We start from the raw sequence: 23,423 nt of genomic DNA on the forward strand, positions 1-23,423 counted from the left end.
GGCCTACTGAGGGCCTATAGCTCAGTTGGTTAGAGCAGGGGACTCATAATCCCTTGGTCCACGGTTCGAGTCCGTGTGGGCCCACCAAATTAAAAAGCCGCGCTAATGCGCGGCTTTTTTTGTTTTGGGTTGAATACTTTCATGCGTTCGAAACGCTGGAAAGGTCCTGAATAGGGGCATCGGTCCCTTTTAAGGGCCGATACATTTGACATGCCAGCCCTTCCCCTAAACGATGCGCTCTTCGCGAAAAATCACCGGAAGTACCGGCTGCTCAATCCGAGGCTAAAAAGCAGCTGAAGATCACTCAAAGGATTTGAAAAAATGATTGAGATCGAAGAAGATAGCGGCAACGTCTACGCTGACCTCGGCCAGGATGACGCCAAGGAGATGCTGGTCAAGGCTCAGCTAGCGTCGAAGATCGGCGGCATCATCAAAGCTCGCCATCTGACTCAGCTCGAAGCAGCTGAAATCCTGGGCATGCCTCAGCCCAAAGTGTCCGAAATGCTGCGCGGGAAATTCAGAGGAATCAGCGAGACCAAGATGATCGACTGCCTTTCTCGACTTGGGCGTGACGTTCAGATAGTCGTCAAGACAGCGCCTCGTTCGCGTCATGGTGTGGGACGTGTTGAAGTTGTGTTTGCTTGATCGGGCGTTAAGTTACGACGACACTGCCAAGCAAATGAAGGCAGCCCTGTGCAGACTGTGTGAAAACCCTCAGACAAAAACAAACTGCGCGCGCTCACGTGAAATCTTTAAAAGCTTGTGTGGGTCACAGACCTCAAACTCACGTAGGAGCGCGGTTTTTTGAGCGTTTTTTAGCCAGCTAATTGGCTCGTGAGGTTTTCACACAGCCTGTGTGGGAGCGAATTCATTCGCGAAGGGGTCGGTGCATCCGATAAAGAACTGTCGCCCGTGATGCCGCATTCGCGAATGAATTCGCTCCCACAGGTATACCGCGCTTGCAGTTTCGTAGCCTCAATCCACCACCACATGCGGCAAGAACCGGCTGCTGTCCTTGGTGATCAGGCTGTCGTCTTCCCGAATGCCAATCCCTGAAGCCACATCGCCCACGACCCATGAACCAATGAGTGTGTAGCTGTCGCCGAAACGTGGCAGCGGGGCGAATTGCTGCAGGATGTAGGGGGCGTCGTTGTAGGGGCCGTCTTCGAAAATGACTTCGTCACCAGGGGTGCGGATTTCGATGTTTGCTCCTTCGCGGGAGAAGTAGGGTTTGCGGACCCAGCCTTTAGGGACAGGCGCTCGCGGGTCTTTGTCGACGAAGGTCGGCAGCAGGTTCGGATGGCCTTCGTTGAATTTCCAGAGCAGCGGCAGAATGCCTTTGTTGGAGATGATGGACTTCCACGCAGGCTCGATGAATTGCGTGTCGCATTGCGGGACTGCCTGCCCATGAGGCTCGTGGAACACGTGTTCCCAGGCATGCAGTTTGAAAATACGCTCGATCCAGCGGCCTTCAAGGTCGACGAAGCGGCCTTGGGAGTTGAGGCCGATGTCTTCGATGTCGATGTGCCGGGTTTCGATGCCGACGTGTTCCGCCATCTTGCGCAGGAACTCAGTGGTGCCTCGGTCTTCTGCTGAACCTGACATGGCGGAGAAGTAGAACGGCCCGCCCTCTCTGATGGCTGCGAAAGCCCGGACCAGATCTTCTGCCAGCGAATTGAACTGCGAGGCATGTGCAGGCAAGACGCCTCGGGCAATTTGCTCTTCCAGCCAGATGAGCTGGAATGCGCCAGCCTCATAGGCAGAAGTTGGCGTGTCCATATTGCCTTCCAGCAGCTTAGCCGGATTCACGCCGTCATAACTGAAGTCGAAGCGCCCGTACAAATGTGGGTGCCCTTCCTTCCAGGACGTCCGGACCAAATCGAAGAACGCTGGCGGGATGGCCAGTTCAGTCAGCAACTCCTCGCTTTCCACCACCCGCTCGACGGCATCCATACACATGGCATGAAGCTCCTGAGTCGGAGCCTCGATGTCGCGGGTGATCTGAGCTTCGGAGAACTGGTAGTAAGCGCGCTCATCCCAATAGCGCTCACCGTCGATGGTGTGGAAATCGAATCCCTCACGCTCGGCGGTTTCGCGCCAGTCAGGACGCTCTTCGATACTGATCTTTTTCATGACTGGCGCTCCCGTTAGCCGCCGAAACCGCTGCTTTTGCCGCCCCAGCCGCTACGAGCCGTTGCCTGGCTGCCAAACCCGCCACGGGAAACCGACGACGAAACAGAAGCGTTACGGCCCAGTGTGCTCTTGGTGTAGGTACCGGTTGAGCTGGTGCGCGCCTGGGTAGAATTGCCGAAGGTCTTGCCGCGCTCAATCTGACGCGACAGCGTCGAGGACTGATAGCCGCCGCGCGAGTCGCGCTCCTGATAAACCGGTTGGGAATAGTAACGACCGCCGCCGCCACTGAACCCGTTGATCATGTTGCTGACCAACATGCCCATCAGAAACCCGTTGACGCCGGAGCTGGCGAAGCCTGAGCCCCCCGACTGGTTCGCCTGAGCCTTGGCAGCCTCGACCTGATCCTTGGGCAGCTCACCGGAAATCTCCAGCTGAAAGCCGCCCAGCTTGGGCGTGAATTTGCCGTCGGAATTCTGCTGGCAGTAATCAGGGACAAAATCCGCTTCACAGGCGGCCGCATTGTCGTACGTTGGCGCGATACGGCGGTGATCCGCCAAGGCCGTCATGTAGGCATCCGAGCACACATCGACGGGAACCTTCTGGTCCACGCAGGCTTGCACAGTCGGATACGTTTGCTGGGCCGTAACTTCCACAGTATCGGACTTGCTGCACGCACTGATTGCCAGCGGCAAGGTGCTGGCCAGGACCAGCTTCAAAGAACTACGTCTCATCGAATACTCCTTTCGATCACAGGCAATCAGGTCGACGGCGTCATGCAGGCCGAATTGAGGAAGCCAACACTGATCGAAACGCTGGCCGCGTAAATGGCAGCGGCCAGTTCGCCACGGGTGATGCGAGCCGAGAGGTCTTTGAGAACAAAATTGGTCGCGGTGAACGCCAACAATTGCACGACGGCTGCGATGAGCGCCCAGATCACAACGTCCAGCACACTGATGCTGTAAGTAATCACGTTACTAGCAGGCAGGGCGAAACCAATCAACGCACCGCCCAGCGCAATAGCTGCAGCGACATTGCCTTCACGAATCTGCACGAACTCTTTGTGCGGCGTCAGACGTGTGTAGGCCATCTGGAACAGAGCGAACAAGCCACCCGCCACAATGATGTAGATAATGAAGCTCAGCACGGATTGAAAACTGAGGGACAAACTAAGCGCATCAAGCATTTTTACTTCCTTTTAGAGGACGGTGAAATCAGTGGATTGCAGCGTGACGCCAACCGAGGTTGTGAGCGAGACCACGCCCTCTTCATCCTCTTCGACAGACAGCAGCAAAAACTCGCGTCGATCAATCAAGCCCGTGTCGCGGGCGTACAGCATACTCAAATGCTCGATACGGTAGCTGCCATCCGGGTTGGCAACATGTTCAGTCATCGGCGTCAGCTCAGTCTGTCCTTGTTCAGTACCCCACTGGCGCTCGTACTCCCAGCCGTCATGCTCATACACTGGCAAACCGATTTTCGATTCAGGGCCCACCAGACGCTTCAATTCAGACTCGCTGTTGATGGTCACGACACTGCTGTAGCCGAACAGGATAACGTCCTGAACGTCTTCAGCCGCAGGGCCATTCATCATGACCTGCATCCAGTAGTCTTCATCTTCGAAATAGAAGCGCACCAGCCGGATGGACTGTCCGAGGTCAACATGGCCCACAGACCAGACCACCTCTTCGTTGGGTACGACCAGTTCCGAATGCCCATCAAGCAGCAGCTTGAGGGAGTCATCAAGATCCAGCATGCGCCCGGTTCCCAGGCCAAACGGCGCGAGCAACGCAGCGCCATTCAATGGCGCGGTCGCGGCGGATGGCTTTGGCGGTGCCAGGCCCAAAGCTCGTTTGATCCAACTCATAATGCGTTTCCTTTCATTGACGCCGGAGCGATGCTCAGCGCGAAATTGCTCAAACTGATGGTTTTTCCACCAGCCCTTTTGCGTGCATCAGCCAGGCCACGACAATACCTGCAAGCGCGCCCGCAATGTGTGATTCAAACGAGACGCCCGGCACCGGTATAAAGCCCAGGACCAGTCCGCTGTAACCCACTAACGTGATCAATGCGACGGCGAAGCTGACCAGACTGCGCTGAAACCACGCGCGCGCCAACAGATAAGCCCACAACCCAAAGATCAATCCGCTGGCCCCGACATGAATCGTCGGCCGACCCACCATCCAGACCAACAGGCCGCCTAACAGCGTTACCAGCAAAACCACACGAACATAACGCTGCAAGCCTTCAGTTGCCACCAACCAGCTCAGCACGATAAAGGGCAGCAGATTACTCAGCAAATGACGAACAGAGCCGTGCAGAAAAGGGGAAAAAATAATGCCTTGCAGCCCCGACCAGGTCCTGGGAACCAGACCATGATTCAGCAGGCTGTTTGCGGTCAGCGAGTTAATCACCTGAACTGCAATCATCACAGCGGCAAGGCCAAGAATAACCCGTAGCCCGTTTCCGACATTCATGTAGGCACCGTTCGAATCAGACGAAGGCTATCGAGAAAAGCAAACAGAAAAAAGGGGCAAACGGGTATCCGCCTGCCCCTCTTTCAACGATGTTACTGACCCGCGTTGCCGCCTTGGTTCTGCGCCTTGAGGCGAGCCAGCACGTCAGCAGCGCCACCGGTTTTCGCACCGATACCAGCGTCTTGCAGACGACGCTCCAGATCACCGCCATTAGCGGCGTCCGCGAGTTCTTCTGCGGCTTCCAGCTTGGCATCCTGCTCGTCCTGACGCTGCTTGATGCGCGCCAGCGAACCCACTGCAGTTTCCAGACGACCATTGGCACCGCCCGTGGCTGCCGCGGCGTTGATCTGCGCTTTCTGCACGCTGTCACGCGCCTTGGCCATGTCGGCTTGCTGACGCAGGCCTTTGATCTGGCTTTCGGCCTTGGTGACCTGAGCCGTCAACTTGGTGACCTGAATGCCGAACTGGTCAGCTGCGGCTTTTTCCTGATCGCGCAGTGCAGTCAGTTCGGAAACCTTTTCCGCACATTCCAGAGCCAGGCCTTCTTCGCCCTTGTTCATGGCGGCGATGGCTTTCTGTTCCCAGTTGGCGATGTTCTTGTCGTGTTCATCCACACGCTGTACGGACAGCTTGTGTTTGGCTTTGATCTGGATCAGTTGATTGCGAGCGGCGAGCATAGAGGCATCGGCGTCACGGATTTCCTGGTCCAGAATTCGGAGTGCCTGAGCGTCGACGATTGCCTCACCGACCTCGGAGGCGCCGCCACGCATAGCGGTAACCATTTTCTTCCAAAGGCTCATTGATTTGTCTCCCGATTACTGTGAGTCAACTGTTAAAAAATCTTCGTAGGCATCAGCGGCGCGGATCACGTTGTCTGCCAGGGTAAACACTTCCTGGACAATGACGGTCAGTGAAGAAGCCGCGCTCAGCGCGCCAAACATGCTGTAAACGGTCTCGCCGTTCGGCATGGTTTCGATACCGATGGACGACAGCGGGAAGATGTCCCGGCTGCGCAAAACGGTGTCGTTGAAAGCCGCGACGTCTTTTACCTGGGAGGCGTAAACCAGTACGCAATCCACAAGAATCTGATCGCCAGCAATCGCAATGATGATCGGCAGGCCGCCGAAGTTGTTCATCGTCACGCTCAAGCTTGGCTCGGCCCCCTGAACCAGCGTCAACTCGACTTCATTACTCTTTACCACGTCCAGTTCAGCGAGCGCCGAGTGCAGCGTGTCGATGGTCCAGTTGGTATTTTCGCTCATGAATTCCTCCAGTTTGATGCGGTTACCCAAATAGGGCTGGCGTAACACTTTTTCGACGTTTCTCAAGACTTCAGCGTTTTCAGGAAGCACATACAGCTCTCTTTTAACGTACCCGGCCGCCGTCAGCCGTGCACGCATTTCACGCATGTAGTCGGTTGAAGTTTTTCGAGCCATCCAAGCGCCTTCCGGGACATCACATGTGATAGGTCAGCAAGCTACGCTCAAAAAAACTGATACGCAATACCTCACATGTGATGAAACATTTCATTGCGGCTGTGGCTTACTGACGCCATCCCGCGTCTCCTCCGGGATCGATTCTCAAACCGCGCGGTCTTTTACGCATGACGAATTCCCGCTCTCTCCGTTTGCCTTTCTGGCTGCGTCGCGTTTTGCGACCTTTGCTGGATCCTTATCGCCGCTTCCGCCACGCACGCCTGATCCACGCGGCGCGAATTGCGGTCGGGTTGCTGGTGACGATTCTGTTGACCACAGGGCTCAACCTGCCTCACGGCGAGTGGGCATCGGTGACGATGCTGATCGTGATTGGCGGCTTGCAGCATCATGGCAATATCCGCAAAAAATCAGTCGAACGAGCCTACGGAACGTTAATTGGCGCGGGGCTTGGATTGCTGGTCGTTGTGCAGCAAGGCTATCTGGAGATACCGCTGCTGACCTACGCCATGATGTCGGTGATGTGCGGATTCTTTGCGTATCACGCGATCGGTAAAGGCGGTTATACCGCTCTGCTATCGGCTATTACCCTGTTCATCGTCGCAGGCCATGGCTACAACCCGATCAGCGATGGCTTGTGGCGCACGGTCGACATCCTGATCGGTATCGCACTGGCGCTGGCGTTCTCTTTCGCCCTGCCGCTTTATGCGGTCTTCTCCTGGCGCTACAACCTGGCCAGCGGCTTGCGTGACTGCGCCAAGGTCTATGGCCGAATCATCCACGGCCAGCCGGTAGCGGCTGATGAGCATTTGAAGTTAGTGGCTCGCCTGAACAGCACGATGCTGCAATTGCGCTCGCTGTTGCCGTCGGTGTCCAAGGAAGTGCGAATTTCCATGGTCGAACTGGATGCCATTCAAGGCCACTTCCGTATGTGCCTGAGCACGCTGGAGATCCTCGCCAATATACGGCCTGATGATCTTGATCAAGCGGCCGGCCCTGAGTGGCGCGCACGTCTGGACACGGAGTTTCGTCAAACCCGCCGCCAGTTGATCGCCATGGCGCGCGCTCTGCAGACAGGCGCTACCGAGCGCCTGCAGCGTACCTCCGAAACCAGTCTGCCAGACATGGGTTACCCGATACCGGTGCAACTGACCGGATATCACCTGTTGATGCTGCAACTGGCGAGCAACATCGACGGCCTGCAGCAAAGGCTGGCAAAGACATCCAGACGCTGGAAAATTTGAGCATGAAGCAGTTGCTTGAATGGCTGCTTCGTTTTTCGACCTGCCCTTTGGGCCCCCTAGTCAAATCTTCGTCATAGCGCTGTCACAAAGGGAAGATAGCTTCATCTGCAAAAACATCCTGATCGCGACCGAAAACGCTTTTAAAAGCGACACAACGGACAAGATTCTGGCTTCATCAGCCTCACAGATGACATATCTTTAAAACTGCTATAGCTTGCCCAAACGCACATTGCTATCAGCGACAAAACAAAGAGGAAGTCCACACTTCCCGAATTTCAAAGGGGCAAATTACCGGCCCCTTTTTCTATACCTTCTTTGCACATGTTTATGTGAAGGCTGCCGCCTAATCACTCTTTGAAGTACACGAAAATGATCGAACCCGAACGGATCGTCACTCTCTCCCGGGAAGTGGAAGCGTTAGCGAATCGAGGTGTCAGCGACATACAGATGATCACGCGGCAAACCCGATTATTGGCGATCAACGCGCTGATTGAAGCGGCGCATGCGGGTAAAGCCGGCCTGGGTTTCTCGGTGGTGGCAGAGGAGGTCAAAGACATTTCCGAACGGATTTCGAAAATCGCCAGTGGCCTGACCCAGGATTTGCAGGCATCAGTCAACGAGCTGACCGACCTGGGCCGTGGGATGTGCTTCGACGTGCGAGGTCAGCGGCTGGCAGATCTGTCGCTGAACATGATCGAGATCATCGACCGCAACCTTTATGAACGCACGTGCGATGTCCGCTGGTGGGCAACCGACGCCTCCCTGGTCGATGCGTTAACCACAACCACGCCGCAAACCAGTGCTCACGCCAGCGGGCGGTTGGGGATCATTCTCGACAGCTACACCGTGTACCTGGACATCTGGGTCGCCGACACCAAAGGGCGCGTCATCGCCTCGGGTCGACCGGACACTTTTGGCAAGGTTATCGGTGCCAACGTGGCCGAGGCGCCATGGTTCAAGCAAGCCGTGCGGCACTCATCCGGCGATCAGTATTTCGCCGGCGAAGTGGCCGTGGAACCGTTGCTTAACGGCTCGCAAACCTGTGCGTTCAGTGCGGCTGTACGCAGCAAAGCTGGAAAGCAGACGCCCGTGATTGGCGTGATCGGGATTTTCTTTGACTGGAAAAATCAGGCGGATTCGATCATCAACGGCGTGCGCTTGAGCGACGAAGAGCGCGCTCGCAGCCGGGTCATGCTGGTGGATGCCAATCACAAGGTCATTGCCAGCTCCGACGCCCAAAGCCACTTGGGCCAAAACGTTGACCTGAAGTTAAAAGCCGGACAAGCCAGCGGTTACAGCGCTCAGGCTAACAACGTCATTCAGGGTTACTCGATGACACCTGGATTCGAAACCTATCCAGGCATGGGCTGGCTGGGTGTGATCGAGCAGCAGCTGCCCGCGATAGAGGGGTAGCGCGGCGTAGATCAAGCTAAATAGTTTGAAATGAATTCCTGTAGGAGCTGCCGAAGGCTGCGATGGATTTATCCTGAAACACCGCATTCGCAGCCTTCGGCAGCTCCTACAGGGACCGTGTTGATGTGTGATTACACTCAATACCCCGCAGCAGCCCCATTACTGCGCGGATCAAACGCGCCTTCGAAAGAGCCATTCGGCAAACGAACCGCCGCTGCCGCATGCCCCATGGTTTCGGTAAAGGGCGCAAGTATCTCGACCTCATGACCGAGCGCTTTCAACTGCTCAATGACCTCAGGTGCGACGCGTGACTCCAGCTTCAACGTATCGCTGCTGTCGCCCCAGGTTCTGCCCAGCAACCAGCGTGGCGCGGTGACAGCCTGTTGCAGTGGCTGGCCGAACACCGCGTATCGGCTGAACACCGCAGCCTGTGTCTGTGGCTGACCATCTCCGCCCATGGTTCCATAGACCAGCGTACGGCCGTCACTCAACCGCGCCGCCGCAGGGTTCAATGTGTGGAACGGCTTCTTGCCGGGTTTCAGCGCCAGCAGGTGATCAGGGTCGAGGCTGAATGAAGCGCCCCGATTCTGCCAGTTCAGGCCGCTTTCCGGCAGCACCACGCCACTGCCAAACTCGTGATAGATACTCTGGATAAACGACACCGCCAAACCACTGCTGTCGATGATGCCCATCCAGATCGTATCGCCCGGTCCCTTACCTTCCCCCCAGAGTGCCGCATGATGTGGATCGATGCGTTCAGCCAAAGCATGCAAGTAGTCAGCTTCAAGACAGGCCTGTGGCTCGATGGTCATGTGCTCGGGATCGGTGATGTGCTCATCGCGCACTGCAAAGGCCAGTTTGGTGGCCTCCACAAGGGTGTGGATATGCTCGGCGCTGTCAGCCGTGCACTGGCTCAGGCCAGCGTGGTCTGCGATGCCAAGGATCAATTGCGACACCAGCCCCTGACTCGGCGGCGGCATGTTGAACACGGTGCCAGCGCTGTGCTGGAGCGCCAAGGCCCGGACACGTTTCGCGCGATAACCGGCCAGGTCGCTACGAGTGACCGGCGCGCCTACCCGCTCCAGATCCATGGCGATGGAGTCCGCCAGCGAGCCGCGGTAGAAACTGTCCAGCCCCTCTTCTGCCAGGGTTCGCAAAGTAGTCGCGAGACGCGTTTGCTTGAACAGACTGCCTGCCAAAGGCGCTTGGCCGTCGTGCAAAAAGGTTTCGGCGAAGCCTGGAATATCCTGTAATTCAGCCTTCTTGCTTGCCGTTGCCATGTGCTGGGACGGCGTCACCGGGATGCCGGATTCCGCATAAAAGATTGCATCGGCCAGCAGTCGAGGCAGCGGCAGACGACCGCCCCTTTCGGTGCTGACCTGCAACGCTTCTTGCCAACCGCCGACAGTACCGGCAACCGTCAGCGCAGCATCAGGGCCTCGAACCGGAATACGCGTCATGCCCGCGTAATGCTCTATGGTCGCGAGGCTCCCGGCAGGGCCGCTGGCATCAATGGCAACCGGATCTCCCTCTGGCGGCACAATCAACCAGAAGCCATCGCCGCCCAAGCTGTTCATGTGTGGATACACCACCGCAATCGTCGCGGCAGCAGCGACCATCGCTTCAATTGCGTTGCCACCCTCACGCAAAACAGCCAGTGCCGATTGCGCAGCCAGGCTATGAGGCGCGACGGCGATGCCACGGGCAGCGAGCGTTGTATTAAGCATTCAGACTCCTTGGTTGACGGGCTGCGGGGCGTTCTTCGCCAGCCAGTTGATGCGCATGCGTTTGAGTACGAAAAAAGCCAGCGCAGCGGTAATGATGTCGAAGCTGATCGCAACGGCAAACACCGGTACCCAGCTGTCGGTGTATTGATGCAGCAAGGCCGCCACCGGACCGCCGAAGATTGAGCCGATGCCTTGGGCCATGTACAGAAAGCCGTAGTTGGTCGTCGCGTTTTTGCTGCCGAAGGTATCCGTCAGCGTCGACGGGAACAGCGAGAAAATCTCACCCCAGCCGAGAAATACCACGCCTGACAGCAACACGAAAAGGACCGGGTTATCGATGGTCAGAAACCACAACGTCATCGCGACGCCTTCAAAGAAGAAAGCGAAGGCCATGGTATTTTCCCGGCCCCAGCGATCTGAGATCCAGCCAAACAAAGGCCGCGTCAGCCCGTTGCAAATACGGTCGATGGTCAACGCCAGTGGCAGGGCCGCCATGCCCATGACCATCACGTTGGTCATGCCGAAGTCCTTGGCGAAACTGGCCATCTGCGAAGTGACCATCAGGCCCGACGTGGACATCATGGTGAACATCGCAAACATCAGCCAGAAGACCGGTGTTTTCAGCATTTGTCGCGGTGCCACATCCGCAACCACTCGGCCCACGATTGGCACCGGCTGTTCGGCGAGTTGCGCGGGCGGTTGCCGCAAGAACTGCGAAGCGACAAACCCGACGATGCCGAGGATCAGGCCGAAGGTCATCAGCGTCGACTCCATGCCGATATCCTTGAGGCTGTTGCTGATCGGGAAGGTCGTGAGCATCGCGCCCATGCCATAACCTGCAGCAACAGCGCCCGCCGCCAGACCACGGCGGTCCGGGAACCAACGAACCATCAAGCCGACGATCCCGACATACACGATGCCGGTCCCCAGACCACCCAGCAGGCCATAACTCAGGTACAGCGAAGTCAGTGAGGTTGCCTGGCTGGCGAGAATCCAACTCAACCCGGACAGTACACATCCCGTGGCGATCAACTTTCGCAGGCCAAAACGATCAATCAACCAGCCCTGGGCGGGTGAAAAGAAGGTCTGAAGGATAATTAATAGCGAGAATGTTATCTGCACCTGAGCCAGAGAAACACCCAGTTTCTGCGTCAACGGACCGGTAAATAAAGTCCATACATATTGCGGACTGGAAATGGCCATCATACAAACCATGCCAATAACCAATTGATACCAGCGCGAACTGAAAGCCCCGACGACTGGCTGCTCTAGCGTAAGCGTCTTGCTGACCATAACGAATCTCACTGTGCAAGTGGGTATACGTGTGTTCAGCAAGCGGCATGCCAATAATATTTAAGCAGTAACAGTAAAAATCTAGAACTTCACAAGTCCAATCTGCGCTAATACAAAACCATCGCCCGCACTTATAAATTCCGAAGCAAAAGTCGAAATACAAGCATTAATGGTTTACGGATTACATTTACACATTACTTATTAACGGCCTTAACCTTACGCCTAACTTTCAGGCTCATCTAACGCTGGCAAGACACAAGGCATCGCTTAACGGACACATCGCCTTTTTTGTTCACTTGGTAGCTCACATTGTGCGCACCAGAATGATTCTGCCTGCTTCGTTTTAGCCCGCACGCCCCCCATCCGCGGCCGCCACAGGTAATATGCCCGCAGCCTTGAAGGAGAGACTCTTTGTCCACCACTCGCCAACCCGTCCTTGATGAAGTCGACCGCCAATTGATCGCAGCCCTGCAGATTAATGCTCGCGAAAGTGTTGCCATGCTTGCCCGGCAACTGGGCATCGCCCGGACCACCGTGACGTCCCGGCTGGCAAGGCTTGAAAGCGCCAAGGTCATCACCGGCTATGGCGTGCGCCTCAGTCAGCGGGTGGTTGACGGGGGGTTGCAGGCCTACGTCGGGATCACCGTGCAACCGCGCTCGGGCAAGGAAGTGCTACGCCGCTTGAGCAGCCTGGCTCAGGTCCAGCAGCTGTGTGCTGTGAGTGGTGAGTTTGATTACGTAGCCTGGCTGCGCACTGATTCGCCGGAGCAACTGGACCAGTTGCTGGATTTGATCGGCAGCGTTGATGGCGTCGAAAAAACTACGACCTCGATCATTCTCAGCAGCAAGATTGATCGCGGGCAGCCGGTTTAGAGCAACGCCCTCCTGTAGGAGCTGCCGAAGGCTGCGATGCATTTATCCTGACACACCGCCATCGCAGCCTTCGGCAGCTCCTACAGAAATGCATTTCAATCCAAAACGGTTTGGGTAGATAAAGGGAAATTGTCTAACTGACCACCAGCATCGTCATATCGCACAAAATCACTCCATAACGACGACACTTTGCGTCTTATTTACGTCCCTGCGCTTGTCTAAACTGTCGCTTTCGCGTGTCAGCTAGGTCAGTCATGAAAAACAGTCGCCACCCCGCAGACGGTAAGAAGCCGATCACTATTTTCGGCCCGGACTTTCCCTTCGCCTTCGATGACTGGATCGAACACCCCGCCGGGCTGGGCAGTATTCCTGCCGAGAATCACGGTCAGGAAGTGGCGATCGTTGGCGCGGGCATCGCGGGTCTGGTGGCGGCCTATGAACTGATGAAGCTGGGTCTGAAGCCTGTCGTCTACGAAGCATCCAAGATGGGGGGCCGTCTGCGATCCCAGGCTTTCGAAGGCACTGAAGGCATCATCGCGGAGTTGGGCGGTATGCGTTTTCCGGTGTCTTCCACGGCGTTCTATCACTACGTCGACAAGCTTGGCCTGGAATCGAAGCCTTTCCCAAACCCGCTGACGGCCGCCTCGGGCAGTACCGTTATCGATCTGGAAGGCGTCACCTATTACGCGCAGAAACTCTCGGATCTCCCCGCGATGTTCCAGGAAGTCGCCGACGCCTGGGCTGATGCGCTGGAAGAAGGTTCGGGTTTCAAGGATATCCAGCAAGCCATCCGCGACCGTGATGTGCCGCGCCTCAAAGAACTGTGGAACACCTTGGTGCCATTGTGGGATGACCGTACGTTCTATGACTTCGTCGCCACCTCCAAAGCGTTCGCCAAACTGTCGTTCTACCACCGTGAAGTCTTCGGGCAGGTCGGCTTCGGCACCGGCGGCTGGGACTCGGACTTCCCCAACTCGATGCTGGAAATCTTCCGCGTGGTCATGACCAACTGCGACGATCACCAGCACCTGATCGTGGGTGGCGTAGAGCAAGTGCCGCTGGGCATCTGGCGCCATGTACCGGAGCGCTGCGCCCACTGGCCGGAAGGCACCAGCCTTGCTTCGCTGCATCACGGCGCGCCACGTACCGGTGTAAAGCGGATTGCCCGCGCCGAAGACGGTCTGCTGGCCGTCACTGATAACTGGGGTGACACCCGCCACTACGCGGCGGTACTGACCACCTGCCAGAGTTGGTTGCTGACCACCCAGATCGAATGCGAAGAATCACTGTTCTCGCAAAAAATGTGGATGGCACTGGACCGTACCCGTTACATGCAATCGTCAAAAACATTCGTGATGGTCGATCGTCCCTTCTGGAAGGACAAAGATCCGGAAACCGGCCGCGACCTGATGAGCATGACCCTCACCGACCGTCTGACCCGCGGCACTTACCTGTTCGAAAACGGTGACGACAAGCCAGGCGTGATCTGCCTGTCTTACTCGTGGATGAGTGATGCGCTGAAGATGCTACCGCAGCCCATCGAAAAACGCGTCAAACTGGCGCTCGATGCGCTGAAGAAGATCTACCCTAAAGTCGACATCGCCGCGCGGATCATCGGAGACCCGATTACCGTTTCCTGGGAATCGGACCCGCACTTCCTTGGCGCTTTCAAAGGTGCATTGCCGGGACATTACCGTTACAACCAGCGGATGTACGCGCACTTCATGCAGCAGGACATGCCTGTCGAACAGCGCGGCATGTTTATCGCGGGAGACGACGTATCCTGGACTCCAGCGTGGGTGGAAGGCGCAGTGCAGACCTCACTGAATGCGGTGTGGGGCATCATGACCCATTTCGGCGGCAAGACCCACGCCGACAACCCAGGCCCCGGTGATGTGTTCCACGAGATTGGTCCCATCGCCCTGACCGATTGAACAAAAGGCTGAACCATGCACATCGCCCTGTACCAATGCCCGCCGCTGCCGCTGGATATCGGCGGCAATCTGCAACGTCTGGATGATCAGGCGCGAGAGGCGGCAGCACTCGGTGCAAAGCTGCTGGTTTGCCCTGAAATGTTTCTCACCGGCTACAACATCGGTGCCGAGGCGGCGCGTACCTTGGCGCAACCCAGCGATGGCTTCGCTGCGGGTGATATCGCGGCGATTGCCAAGGGTTACGACATTGCGATCCTTTATGGATATCCGGAGCTGGGCGCTGACGACCTGATTTACAACTCTGTGCAGTTGATCGACGGCCACGGCAAGACCCTTTGCAACTATCGCAAGACACACCTGTACGGCGACCTGGACAAGGCGATGTTCAGCCCCGGCGAGGACCGTTTTCCGATTGTGGAGTTGAACGGTTGGCGGCTGGGCTTTCTGATCTGCTACGACGTTGAGTTCCCGGAGAACACCCGACGTCTGGCGCTGGAAGGTGCCGAGTTGATTCTGGTGCCAACGGCTAATATGGCCCCTTATGATTTTGTCGCCGAGGTGACCGTTCGTGCCCGGGCCTACGAGAATCAGTGCTACGTGGTTTACGCCAATTATTGCGGCAGCGAGGGCGACATTCATTACTGCGGTCTGAGTAGCCTCTGCGCTCCGGACGGCAGCCGACTGGCCGTGGCTCAACAGGACGAGGTGTTGATCTCGGGCACCCTGGATCGAGAGTTGATGGAGCAGTCGCGGTCGATCAATACCTACTTCAATGATCGACGGCCGGGGTTGTATGTGGGGTTGGGTGAGGATTGAGCGGCAGCTCATGTCAAACACAATATAAATCACTGAATAGATGCAATTTTCATGTGGGAGCGGTGCTTGCCCGCGATAAGGCAGGATGCGATTCACTTTAGATCGCGGTTTCCTTATCGCGGGCAAGCACCGCTCCTATCAAACAAGAAATAACTACCTGATTTGGAATGCATTTTCTGTAGGAGTGAGCTTGCTCGCGATAGCTTCAGCACAGGCAATATATTCATCGACCAACAGATCGAATCGCGAGCAAGCTCACTCCTACAGGTCCCGTGTTTGCTGCGCGACAGCGTGGTGTCAGGGACACCGGGGCATCTCCCACATAGAACCGTGTTTACCGCAAGACCGCGCGGTGCCATGAATAACCAATTCCGCTAGCATGACCCGATCACGTCTCCCGGAACGCCCATGCCTGCCTCGCCCACCACCGAACATCTGACCCTCGCCAACGGCCTGAACGTCGTGCTGTGCCATGCGCCACGGCTCAAGCGCTGCGCCGCTTCGTTGCGGGTGGCCGCGGGGAGTCATGATGTGTCCGCTGCATGGCCGGGGCTTGCGCATTTTCTGGAACATTTGTTCTTCCTCGGCACCGATCGGTTTGCAGGGGATGAAAAGCTGATGGCCTTCGTCCAGCGTCATGGCGGGCAGATCAACGCGAGTACCCGTGAGCGAACCACTGATTTCTTTTTCGAGCTGCCGTTGACGGCGTTCGCGCAAGGGCTGGAGCGTCTCTGCGACATGCTCGCTCATCCGCGCATGACGATGGCGGATCAACTGCGCGAACGGGAAGTCCTGCATGCCGAGTTCATCGCCTGGTCTCGCGACGTCACGGCACGCCAGCACATGCAGATGCTGGAAGGTATTTCAGCTCGCCATCCACTGCGCGCCTTTCATGCAGGCAATCGCTATAGCTTGCCGGTGCCGCGTCCGGCGTTTCAGCAGGCGTTGCAGGATTTTTATCAGCGGTTTTATCAGGCTGGGCAAATGACCTTGTGCCTGGCGGGGCCTCAGTCGCTGGAGGAGCTAAAACAGCTGGCGACGAATTATGGCGCAGGGCTGGCCAGTGGCGTAAAGGTCGCGCAAGCCACCCCTCCGAAGCTGGTTGATGATGGGGATCGGATACTTGTGAGGGCCGATCAACAACTGCTTCTGGCCTGTGAGGATTTGCCTGACGGAGCGGATGAGGCTGCCGCGTTTCTGTGTCATTGCCTGAATGGCAGTCGAGCGCAGGGCGTGGTTGAAGCATTGAAGGCGGAAGTGGTTTATCAGTTTGCTGGTCAGATTTTGATCAAGGTCGATGTTAGCGTTGTCAGTGAAACCGATATCGCGGGCAAGCGCGCTCCTACAGGAGAGTATGTTGCTTCTGTAGGAGCGCGCTTGCCCGCGATGGCGTCGGTACTGACACAAAACCTCAAAACCCAATGGCCAACCCTGCGCGACGACTACAACCGCCTTCAGCAACGACAACTGGATGTCAGCTCCGCTCTGGAACTGTCCCACCACCACGCCCGCAACCTGCCTCAAGGCTTATCCGAGCAAGGCGGCAAAGCGCTGATCGCTTTACTGGGACAGATTCAACCGAACACACAACCTTCAGAAATCCGCTGGCAGTTCCCGAAACCAAACCCTTTCCTGACCGTACCGAGTAACGGCCACGAAGGCGCGCTCTATCTGCGCTGGCGCCTGCCATCCCCGCAACCCACGCTGTGGCGGATGTATGAGCAGAGCTTGAAGCCCCTGGCGCGGGATGCGAAGCAAGCAGGCGTCAACCTTGAGTTCAGTGCGTACGGCCATTACTGGCAACTCAAACTCAGCGGCCTCGACGCCCCGATGCCTGAAATCCTCAAGCATGCGTTACAACGACTGAGCGCCCCCGACGATGCAAGCCTGGGCCAACCCGGCGATGAACCTGCCCTGATTCCAATCCGGCAGTTGCTCAAAGCACTGCCCGATTGCTATCTGAACGCAGCACCCGCCAGTGAAACCGCCGAAGTTCAAGCCTTCTGGCCAGCCACGCAGTGGATCAGCTTCACGTCAGGTTTTGCAAAGGAAACGATCCCTACGCTGAACAGCGTCTTACGCAGTACGCCGGGCCAGCGGGACGAGCAAACACTCCAAGCGCCAGCGCTGGCAGCCGGTAAGCACTGGCAGTCCGCCGCACCACAATCCTCGGAGAGCGCCGTGCTGCTGTTCTGCCCCACACCCTCCTCCTCCATCGCCGACGAAGCTGCATGGCGATTACTGGCTCATCTGGCACAAAGCCCGTTCTACCAACGGCTGAGAGTCGAGCTGCAACTGGGTTACGCAGTGTTCAGCGGTTTGCGGCAGATTGCCGGACGAACGGGAATACTCTTCGGTGTCCAGTCGCCTAACGCCTCGGTGCCACAACTGGTAGAGCACATAGAACAGTTTCTGAACGATCTGCCTGACTGGATCAACGACGCTGAGCTGACAGCCCAGACTGAAGCCTTGGTCGCGCAATTGGATCTTGATGCCATGGAAACCGCCCAAGCAGCCGAACTGCGCTGGCAGGTGTATCTGGCGGGCCGCGACGAACGGTTCGTGTCCGCGCTACATGAAACATTACGAAACCTCGACCGGCAGACTGTGTTGCAAGCCGCTGCTAGCCTTCGACAGGCCACGGGCGGCTGGCTTTACCTGACCAATAGTCAGCAAACCCCATGGCGCGGGGCCTGATCGTTACCAAAGCTGCAAAAGCTTTGTTCACGAATCCGACAGCCAGAATTTGTTAAATTAAGTAACATAGCTTCCTAATCATCGAACGTATGCCTTTGCAGGTGTACTAACGATTTACCACCCACCGCTGCAATCACCCAGAAGGAGTCTTTTATGTGGACTAAACCTGCTTACACTGATCTGCGTATCGGTTTCGAAGTCACGATGTACTTCGCAAGCCGTTGATGACAACGCGGTGCAAAGCCTCGGTTCGCCGGGGCTTTTTTTATTGGTAAGTTCTTTTTTCTTTTAGATCCTCTTTTCATGCCTCGCCCCAGGGAGCTGACATGCACATCCAGATTCTAGGCTCCGCTGCTGGCGGCGGCTTTCCACAGTGGAACTGCAATTGCGCGAACTGCGCCGGTTTCCGCGACGGCAGCCTGCGGGCCCATGCCCGGACCCAATCGTCCATCGCGCTCTCCGACGATGGCATCAACTGGGTGCTGTGCAATGCCTCTCCGGACATCCGCGCACAGCTGGCCGGTTTCGGCCCTATGCAACCAGGCCGCGCCCTGCGCGACACCGGGATCAGCGCGATCATCCTGATGGACAGCCAGATCGACCACACCACCGGTCTGCTCAGCTTGCGCGAAGGTTGCCCGCATCAGGTCTGGTGTACCGACATGGTTCACGAAGACCTGAGCACCGGCTTCCCGTTGTTCAACATGCTCAAGCACTGGAACGGCGGCCTGGTCTGGAACCGGATCGAGCTTGAAGGTAGCTTTGTGATTCCGGCCTGCCCGAACCTGCGCTTCACGCCATTCCCGCTGCGCAGCGCGGCCCCGCCTTATTCGCCGCATCGCTTCGATCCGCACCCGGGCGACAACATTGGCCTGATGGTCGAAGACCTGAAGACCGGCGGCAGGCTGTTCTACGCGCCGGGGTTGGGCAAGGTCGATGATGCGCTGATGGAAAAAATGGTCGCCGCCGATTGCCTGCTGGTGGACGGCACGATGTGGGACGACGATGAGATGCAGCGTCGTGGGGTAGGCACACGGACCGGAACGGAAATGGGTCACCTGGCACAAAACGGCCCTGGCGGCATGCTCGAAGTGCTGGAACGCCTGCCGAAACAGCGCAAGGTGCTTATCCACATCAACAACACCAACCCGATACTCGACGAAGACTCGTCCGAACGCGCTGAGCTTGCTCACCGTAACGTCGAAGTGGCGTTTGATGGGATGAGTATTGAGCTTTGAAAATCTGAGTGAATGCTGCCCCTGTAGGAGCCAACTTGTTGGCGAGGCAATACACCTGACACACCGCCTCGCCAACAAGTTAGCTCCTACAGAGGGCAAGTCATTCAGAAAAGAGATGTGTTGTTTACAGGAGCTGAAATGAGCGAAGCAACGCCGCTGTCCCCCGCTGAATTCGAACAGGCTTTGCGTGCCAAAGGCGCGTATTACCACATTCATCACCCGTACCACGTGGCGATGTACGAAGGCCGTGCGACCCGCGAACAGATTCAGGGCTGGGTCGCCAACCGTTTCTACTATCAAGTGAACATCCCGCTCAAGGACGCGGCCATTCTGGCCAATTGCCCGGATCGTGAAATTCGTCGTGAGTGGATTCAGCGCCTGCTGGATCACGACGGTGCACCCGGCGAAGACGGCGGTATTGAAGCCTGGCTGCGTTTGGGACAAGCCGTTGGTCTGGATCCGGATCAGCTGCGCTCGCAGGAGCTGGTCCTCCCCGGCGTACGCTTCGCCGTGGACGCCTACGTCAACTTCGCTCGCCGCGCCAACTGGCAGGAAGCGGCCAGCAGCTCGCTGACAGAGCTGTTCGCCCCGCAGATCCACCAGTCGCGTCTGGACAGCTGGCCACAGCATTACCCGTGGATCGATCCAGCCGGCTACGAGTATTTCCGAACCCGGCTGGGTCAGGCGCGTCGCGATGTGGAACACGGCCTGACGATCACCCTGCAGCACTACACGACTTATGAAGGCCAGCAGCGCATGCTGGAAATCCTGCAGTTCAAACTCGACATTTTGTGGAGCATGCTGGACGCCATGAGCATGGCTTACGAGCTGAACCGCCCGCCTTATCACAGCGTGACCGACCAACGGGTCTGGCATAAGGGGATTGCCCTATGAGCTTTGATCGACAACAAGTCCCGAGCTGGCGCCGGGGCTACCGCTACCAGTTCGAACCGGCCCAGAACGGCCACGTGCTGCTCTACCCGGAAGGCATGATCAAACTCAATGAAAGCGCCAGCGCTATTGGTGGTTTGATCGACGGTCAGCGCAGCGTGGCGGCGATCATTGAAGCCCTGAACGAACAGTTCCCGGGCTTTCCCGAGCTCGGCAGCGATGTGGAGCAATTCATGGAGGTCGCCCGTGGCGAACACTGGATCGAACTTGCCTGAGTCGACCCCGGTCGAGTCAGCCATCAAGATTCCGCCCAAGCCCGCAGTCGGTTTGCCGCTCTGGCTGCTGGCCGAGCTGACGTATCGCTGCCCGCTGCAATGTCCGTATTGCTCGAACCCGTTGGACTTTGCCAAACAAGGCCAGGAGTTGACCACCGAACAGTGGTTCAAGGTCATGGCTGAAGCGCGGGATATGGGCGCGGCGCAGATTGGTTTCTCCGGCGGCGAACCGCTGGTGCGTCAGGACCTGGCGGAGCTGATCCGCGAAGCCCGTCGTCTGGGTTATTACACCAATCTGATTACATCGGGCATCGGTCTCACCGAGCAAAAAATCATCGATTTCAAGGAAGCTGGGCTCGATCACATTCAGATCAGTTTCCAGGCCAGTGACGAGCAAGTGAACAACATGCTCGCAGGCTCGAAAAAAGCCTTCGCGCAGAAGCTGGAGATGGCCCGTGCGGTCAAGAAGCACGGCTATCCGATGGTGCTTAACTTCGTGACCCACCGGCACAACATCGACAAGATCGATAAAATCATCGAGTTGTGTATCGCTCTCGAAGCAGATTTCGTCGAGCTGGCGACGTGTCAGTTCTACGGCTGGGCGCACCTGAACCGCCAGGGCTTGCTGCCCACCAAGGATCAGCTGGTTCGCGCCGAGCGGGTCACGAACGAATACCGCGACAAGCTGGCTGCCGAGAATCATCCGTGCAAGTTGATCTTCGTCACCCCTGATTACTACGAAGAACGCCCAAAAGCCTGCATGAACGGCTGGGGCAACATCTTCCTCACCGTGACCCCGGATGGCACCGCCCTACCCTGTCATGGCGCGCGGCAAATGCCGGTGCAGTTCCCCAACGTTCGCGACCATACGATGCAACACATCTGGTACGACTCATTCGGTTTCAATCGCTTCCGTGGTTACGACTGGATGCCCGAGCCGTGTCGCTCATGTGACGAAAAAGAGAAGGATTTCGGCGGCTGTCGTTGCCAGGCATTCATGCTCACCGGTGATGCCGCCAATGCCGATCCGGTGTGCAGTAAATCACCTCATCACGGGATGATTGTGCAGGCTCGAAAAGAAGCCGAATATGCGACTCAAACCATTGAGCAGTTGGCCTTTCGCAATGACAGAAACTCGCGCCTCATCGCCAAATCCTGAAACGTTTACTGCAGCCCAGGCGGTCGCCGCCGGCGTTGATTTCGCCGAGTTGGCTGTCAGCCCGTTGGGGCTGTTCTGGAATGAATACCGGCCTGAGGATGGCGCGTGCCGTATCTGGCGCTGGTTTGAAGGCAACACGACCTGCCTGACCCCCGATGGCTTCAGCGTGCGCAGCCGGGTCTATGAGTACGGCGGCGGTTCTTTCTGCCTGACCGAAGATGGCCTGGTGTTCGTCAACGAAAGCGATCAGCAGCTCTATCACCAGCCACTGGTGTTTGATGAGTTCGAGGGCGAAGGTCTGCCCGAAGCCATCACCACCGGCAAAAAACGCTACGGCGATCTGGTATTTGCCAACGGGCAGATTCTGGCCGTCGAAGAAGATAAAGAATTCCATCAATTGGTCAGCATTGACGTCGCCAATGGCAAACGTCTGGTGCTGGCGCGCGGGGCGGATTTCTATGCGTCTCCTACCCTCAGTCCTGACGGTCAGCGCCTGGCCTGGATTGAATGGCAAAAGCCGCACCAGCCCTGGACCAGCACATTGTTGATGAGCAGCAAACGTCAGGCTGCAGGCGGTTGGTCCGAGCCGCGCTGCCTGGCGGGCGATCGCGATGAAGAGTCCATTCAGCAAGCGCGTTTCGACGCCACGGGGCGTTTGTATTGCCTGAGCGATCAGGGCGGTTTCTGGCAGCCTTGCGTAGAAGGCTCATTCGGCCTGACCCATCTCAAGGCATCCGATGCCGATCATGCGCCAGCGCCTTGGCAATTGGGCGGGCGCAGTTGGTTGCCGTTACCTCACGGCGCTTACCTCGGCACCTGGTCGGAAAACGGGACAGGCGTGTTGGGGATGCGTGATTCCCACGGCACGCTGCAAGACTTCAGTGGCGAGTACAGCCGCTTCCGAAGCCTGGCGCTCGACGATCAATATGTTTATTGCGTCGCGGCTTCAGCCACCTGCCCTTCGGCGGTGCTGGCGATCAGTCGCAAAGATCATAGCGTGCAGGTCCTGGCCGGAGGCGTCGCGCCCCTGCCGCCTGAGCAAATCAGCCGTCCAGAAACCCTGCGCTACAAAAGCGGCGATGGCGAAGCGCACGGTTATTTCTATCCGGCCATGAACGCCGTCGGCACGCCACCGCTGGTGGTATTCGTCCACGGCGGGCCAACCTCAGCCTGCTACCCGGTCCTTGACCCGAAAATCCAGTACTGGACCCAACGCGGCTTTGCCGTGGCCGACCTCAACTACCGCGGCAGCACCGGTTATGGCCGGGAATATCGCCATAGCCTGCACCTGAACTGGGGCGTGGCCGATGTGGAGGACGCCTGTGCAGTCGTTGCGCACCTGGCGGGACGCGGGCTGATCAATCCGGATCAGGCGTTTATTCGTGGCGGCAGTGCCGGGGGCTATACAACCCTGTGCGCACTGGCCTTCAAGAAAGTCTTCCGCGCCGGTGCAAGCTTGTACGGCGTCAGCGACCCACTGGCACTGGCAAAAGCCACGCATAAATTCGAGAGCGATTATCTGGATTGGCTGATCGGTGACCCTGAAGAGGACATCGACCGCTATCACGCCCGCACGCCACTGCTCCACGCCGCCGAGATCCAGGTGCCGGTGATTTTCTTCCAGGGCGAGCTCGACGCAGTGGTCGTCCCCGAACAGACCCGCGCTATGCTGATGGCCCTTAAATCCCGAGGTGTTGTGGCTGAAGGGCATTTTTACGCCGACGAACACCACGGCTTCCGCAAGGCGGTCAACCAGGCAGATGCGTTGACGAAGGAGTGGGCGTTTTATCGCAAGGTGATTGATGGGTGATCATTACACTTGG

Annotated in this window: 22 protein-coding genes and 1 tRNA gene; 14 read left to right on the forward strand and 9 right to left on the reverse strand. The window is 57.4% G+C overall.

The genetic code is table 11. From position 1 onward, the window contains the following. Nucleotides 1-10 precede the first annotated feature (10 nt). Nucleotides 11-87, forward strand: a tRNA-Ile gene (locus RX972_RS07440). A gap of 234 nt (nucleotides 88-321) precedes the next feature. Beyond that, on the forward strand, nucleotides 322-645 hold the full coding sequence (locus RX972_RS07445; protein WP_316873738.1) for a helix-turn-helix transcriptional regulator: 324 nt from the start codon (nucleotides 322-324) through the stop codon (nucleotides 643-645). 330 nt (nucleotides 646-975) lie between these two features. Here RX972_RS07445 and RX972_RS07450 read toward each other — a convergent pair whose 3' ends face one another. The 7 genes from RX972_RS07450 to RX972_RS07480 all read right to left on the reverse strand — a co-directional run bounded on the left by RX972_RS07450 (nucleotide 976) and on the right by RX972_RS07480 (nucleotide 6,043). Beyond that, nucleotides 976-2,133 carry a glutathionylspermidine synthase family protein gene (locus RX972_RS07450; RefSeq protein ID WP_027899468.1) on the reverse strand — a complete coding sequence of 386 codons (1,158 nt, stop codon included), beginning with the start codon at nucleotides 2,131-2,133 and terminating at the stop codon, nucleotides 976-978. 14 nt (nucleotides 2,134-2,147) lie between these two features. After that, the gene (locus RX972_RS07455; protein ID WP_231666374.1) at nucleotides 2,148-2,864 is read right to left on the reverse strand and encodes a DUF1190 domain-containing protein; all 717 of its coding nucleotides are present in this window, start codon (nucleotides 2,862-2,864) and stop codon (nucleotides 2,148-2,150) included. Nucleotides 2,865-2,890: 26 nt separating this feature from the next. Next, nucleotides 2,891-3,316 carry a DUF350 domain-containing protein gene (locus RX972_RS07460; protein ID WP_027899470.1) on the reverse strand — a complete coding sequence of 142 codons (426 nt, stop codon included), beginning with the start codon at nucleotides 3,314-3,316 and terminating at the stop codon, nucleotides 2,891-2,893. Nucleotides 3,317-3,328: 12 nt separating this feature from the next. Then, entirely contained in the window at nucleotides 3,329-3,997 is a 669-nt protein-coding gene (locus tag RX972_RS07465; RefSeq protein ID WP_316873739.1) for a DUF2491 family protein, read from the reverse strand. A 49-nt stretch (nucleotides 3,998-4,046) separates the two neighbouring features. Continuing rightward, nucleotides 4,047-4,607, reverse strand: coding sequence for a rhomboid family intramembrane serine protease (locus RX972_RS07470; RefSeq protein ID WP_231672682.1), 561 nt, complete (start codon nucleotides 4,605-4,607; stop codon nucleotides 4,047-4,049). 92 nt (nucleotides 4,608-4,699) lie between these two features. Further along, the gene (locus RX972_RS07475) at nucleotides 4,700-5,407 is read right to left on the reverse strand and encodes a PspA/IM30 family protein (protein ID WP_027899473.1); all 708 of its coding nucleotides are present in this window, start codon (nucleotides 5,405-5,407) and stop codon (nucleotides 4,700-4,702) included. 15 nt (nucleotides 5,408-5,422) lie between these two features. After that, complete coding sequence (locus RX972_RS07480; RefSeq protein WP_027899474.1) at nucleotides 5,423-6,043, reverse strand: YjfI family protein; 621 nt, start codon at nucleotides 6,041-6,043, stop codon at nucleotides 5,423-5,425. A 167-nt stretch (nucleotides 6,044-6,210) separates the two neighbouring features. On the opposite strand from RX972_RS07480, the gene RX972_RS07485 reads away from it, so the two are divergent. Both RX972_RS07485 and RX972_RS07490 read left to right on the forward strand, forming a co-directional pair. Further along, entirely contained in the window at nucleotides 6,211-7,284 is a 1,074-nt protein-coding gene (locus RX972_RS07485) for an FUSC family protein (protein ID WP_099268486.1), read from the forward strand. 369 nt (nucleotides 7,285-7,653) lie between these two features. After that, entirely contained in the window at nucleotides 7,654-8,697 is a 1,044-nt protein-coding gene (locus tag RX972_RS07490) for a methyl-accepting chemotaxis protein (protein ID WP_263269123.1), read from the forward strand. Nucleotides 8,698-8,834: 137 nt separating this feature from the next. Here RX972_RS07490 and RX972_RS07495 read toward each other — a convergent pair whose 3' ends face one another. Continuing rightward, nucleotides 8,835-10,424 carry a gamma-glutamyltransferase family protein gene (locus RX972_RS07495; RefSeq protein WP_316873740.1) on the reverse strand — a complete coding sequence of 530 codons (1,590 nt, stop codon included), beginning with the start codon at nucleotides 10,422-10,424 and terminating at the stop codon, nucleotides 8,835-8,837. Beyond that, on the reverse strand, nucleotides 10,425-11,717 hold the full coding sequence (oxlT, locus tag RX972_RS07500; RefSeq protein ID WP_316873741.1) for an oxalate/formate MFS antiporter: 1,293 nt from the start codon (nucleotides 11,715-11,717) through the stop codon (nucleotides 10,425-10,427). A gap of 411 nt (nucleotides 11,718-12,128) precedes the next feature. Here oxlT and RX972_RS07505 point away from each other — a divergent pair, with 411 nt between their 5' ends. The 10 genes from RX972_RS07505 (at nucleotide 12,129) to RX972_RS07550 (ending at nucleotide 23,410) form a co-directional block, all read left to right on the forward strand. Further along, complete coding sequence (locus RX972_RS07505) at nucleotides 12,129-12,590, forward strand: Lrp/AsnC family transcriptional regulator (protein WP_027899479.1); 462 nt, start codon at nucleotides 12,129-12,131, stop codon at nucleotides 12,588-12,590. Between the two features lie 254 nt (nucleotides 12,591-12,844). Then, nucleotides 12,845-14,524 carry a flavin monoamine oxidase family protein gene (locus RX972_RS07510; RefSeq protein ID WP_316873744.1) on the forward strand — a complete coding sequence of 560 codons (1,680 nt, stop codon included), beginning with the start codon at nucleotides 12,845-12,847 and terminating at the stop codon, nucleotides 14,522-14,524. A gap of 15 nt (nucleotides 14,525-14,539) precedes the next feature. Next, entirely contained in the window at nucleotides 14,540-15,340 is an 801-nt protein-coding gene (locus RX972_RS07515) for a carbon-nitrogen hydrolase family protein (RefSeq protein ID WP_316873746.1), read from the forward strand. 408 nt (nucleotides 15,341-15,748) lie between these two features. After that, a complete protein-coding gene (gene pqqF / locus RX972_RS07520; RefSeq protein WP_316873748.1) occupies nucleotides 15,749-18,037 on the forward strand; it encodes a pyrroloquinoline quinone biosynthesis protein PqqF in 2,289 nt (762 codons plus the stop codon). Between the two features lie 153 nt (nucleotides 18,038-18,190). Next, nucleotides 18,191-18,262 carry a pyrroloquinoline quinone precursor peptide PqqA gene (pqqA, locus tag RX972_RS07525; RefSeq protein WP_008365141.1) on the forward strand — a complete coding sequence of 24 codons (72 nt, stop codon included), beginning with the start codon at nucleotides 18,191-18,193 and terminating at the stop codon, nucleotides 18,260-18,262. A 101-nt stretch (nucleotides 18,263-18,363) separates the two neighbouring features. After that, nucleotides 18,364-19,275, forward strand: a complete 912-nt coding sequence (pqqB, locus tag RX972_RS07530) for a pyrroloquinoline quinone biosynthesis protein PqqB (protein ID WP_316873750.1) — start codon at nucleotides 18,364-18,366, stop codon at nucleotides 19,273-19,275. A 138-nt stretch (nucleotides 19,276-19,413) separates the two neighbouring features. Further along, entirely contained in the window at nucleotides 19,414-20,169 is a 756-nt protein-coding gene (gene pqqC, locus RX972_RS07535) for a pyrroloquinoline-quinone synthase PqqC (RefSeq protein WP_099268493.1), read from the forward strand. Continuing rightward, nucleotides 20,166-20,441, forward strand: coding sequence for a pyrroloquinoline quinone biosynthesis peptide chaperone PqqD (gene pqqD / locus RX972_RS07540; RefSeq protein WP_027899483.1), 276 nt, complete (start codon nucleotides 20,166-20,168; stop codon nucleotides 20,439-20,441). The genes pqqC and pqqD overlap by 4 nt, the downstream gene beginning before the upstream one ends. Continuing rightward, complete coding sequence (gene pqqE, locus RX972_RS07545) at nucleotides 20,413-21,600, forward strand: pyrroloquinoline quinone biosynthesis protein PqqE (RefSeq protein ID WP_316873752.1); 1,188 nt, start codon at nucleotides 20,413-20,415, stop codon at nucleotides 21,598-21,600. The genes pqqD and pqqE overlap by 29 nt, the downstream gene beginning before the upstream one ends. Continuing rightward, nucleotides 21,566-23,410 (forward strand): S9 family peptidase, encoded by a 1,845-nt coding sequence (locus tag RX972_RS07550; protein WP_316873753.1) that lies wholly within the window; start codon nucleotides 21,566-21,568, stop codon nucleotides 23,408-23,410. Before pqqE ends, RX972_RS07550 begins: the two co-directional genes overlap by 35 nt. Nucleotides 23,411-23,423 lie beyond the last annotated feature (13 nt).

Origin of the sequence: Pseudomonas syringae group sp. J309-1 (assembly GCF_032582135.1) — a bacterium.
GTDB lineage: Bacteria > Pseudomonadota > Gammaproteobacteria > Pseudomonadales > Pseudomonadaceae > Aquipseudomonas > Aquipseudomonas quasicaspiana.

Coding starts and splice junctions, on each gene's coding strand:
- RX972_RS07450 (WP_027899468.1), bottom strand. CDS start 2,133: ATGAAAAAGATCAGTATCGAAGAGCGTCCTGACTGGCGCGAAACCGCC.
- RX972_RS07490 (WP_263269123.1), top strand. CDS start 7,654: ATGATCGAACCCGAACGGATCGTCACTCTCTCCCGGGAAGTGGAAGCG.
- RX972_RS07455 (WP_231666374.1), bottom strand. CDS start 2,864: ATGAGACGTAGTTCTTTGAAGCTGGTCCTGGCCAGCACCTTGCCGCTG.
- RX972_RS07460 (WP_027899470.1), bottom strand. CDS start 3,316: ATGCTTGATGCGCTTAGTTTGTCCCTCAGTTTTCAATCCGTGCTGAGC.
- oxlT (WP_316873741.1), bottom strand. CDS start 11,717: ATGGTCAGCAAGACGCTTACGCTAGAGCAGCCAGTCGTCGGGGCTTTC.
- RX972_RS07465 (WP_316873739.1), bottom strand. CDS start 3,997: ATGAGTTGGATCAAACGAGCTTTGGGCCTGGCACCGCCAAAGCCATCC.
- pqqD (WP_027899483.1), top strand. CDS start 20,166: ATGAGCTTTGATCGACAACAAGTCCCGAGCTGGCGCCGGGGCTACCGC.
- pqqB (WP_316873750.1), top strand. CDS start 18,364: ATGCACATCCAGATTCTAGGCTCCGCTGCTGGCGGCGGCTTTCCACAG.
- RX972_RS07510 (WP_316873744.1), top strand. CDS start 12,845: ATGAAAAACAGTCGCCACCCCGCAGACGGTAAGAAGCCGATCACTATT.
- RX972_RS07515 (WP_316873746.1), top strand. CDS start 14,540: ATGCACATCGCCCTGTACCAATGCCCGCCGCTGCCGCTGGATATCGGC.
- RX972_RS07445 (WP_316873738.1), top strand. CDS start 322: ATGATTGAGATCGAAGAAGATAGCGGCAACGTCTACGCTGACCTCGGC.
- RX972_RS07485 (WP_099268486.1), top strand. CDS start 6,211: ATGACGAATTCCCGCTCTCTCCGTTTGCCTTTCTGGCTGCGTCGCGTT.
- RX972_RS07495 (WP_316873740.1), bottom strand. CDS start 10,424: ATGCTTAATACAACGCTCGCTGCCCGTGGCATCGCCGTCGCGCCTCAT.
- RX972_RS07550 (WP_316873753.1), top strand. CDS start 21,566: ATGACAGAAACTCGCGCCTCATCGCCAAATCCTGAAACGTTTACTGCA.
- pqqF (WP_316873748.1), top strand. CDS start 15,749: ATGCCTGCCTCGCCCACCACCGAACATCTGACCCTCGCCAACGGCCTG.
- RX972_RS07475 (WP_027899473.1), bottom strand. CDS start 5,407: ATGAGCCTTTGGAAGAAAATGGTTACCGCTATGCGTGGCGGCGCCTCC.
- pqqC (WP_099268493.1), top strand. CDS start 19,414: ATGAGCGAAGCAACGCCGCTGTCCCCCGCTGAATTCGAACAGGCTTTG.
- RX972_RS07470 (WP_231672682.1), bottom strand. CDS start 4,607: ATGAATGTCGGAAACGGGCTACGGGTTATTCTTGGCCTTGCCGCTGTG.
- RX972_RS07480 (WP_027899474.1), bottom strand. CDS start 6,043: ATGGCTCGAAAAACTTCAACCGACTACATGCGTGAAATGCGTGCACGG.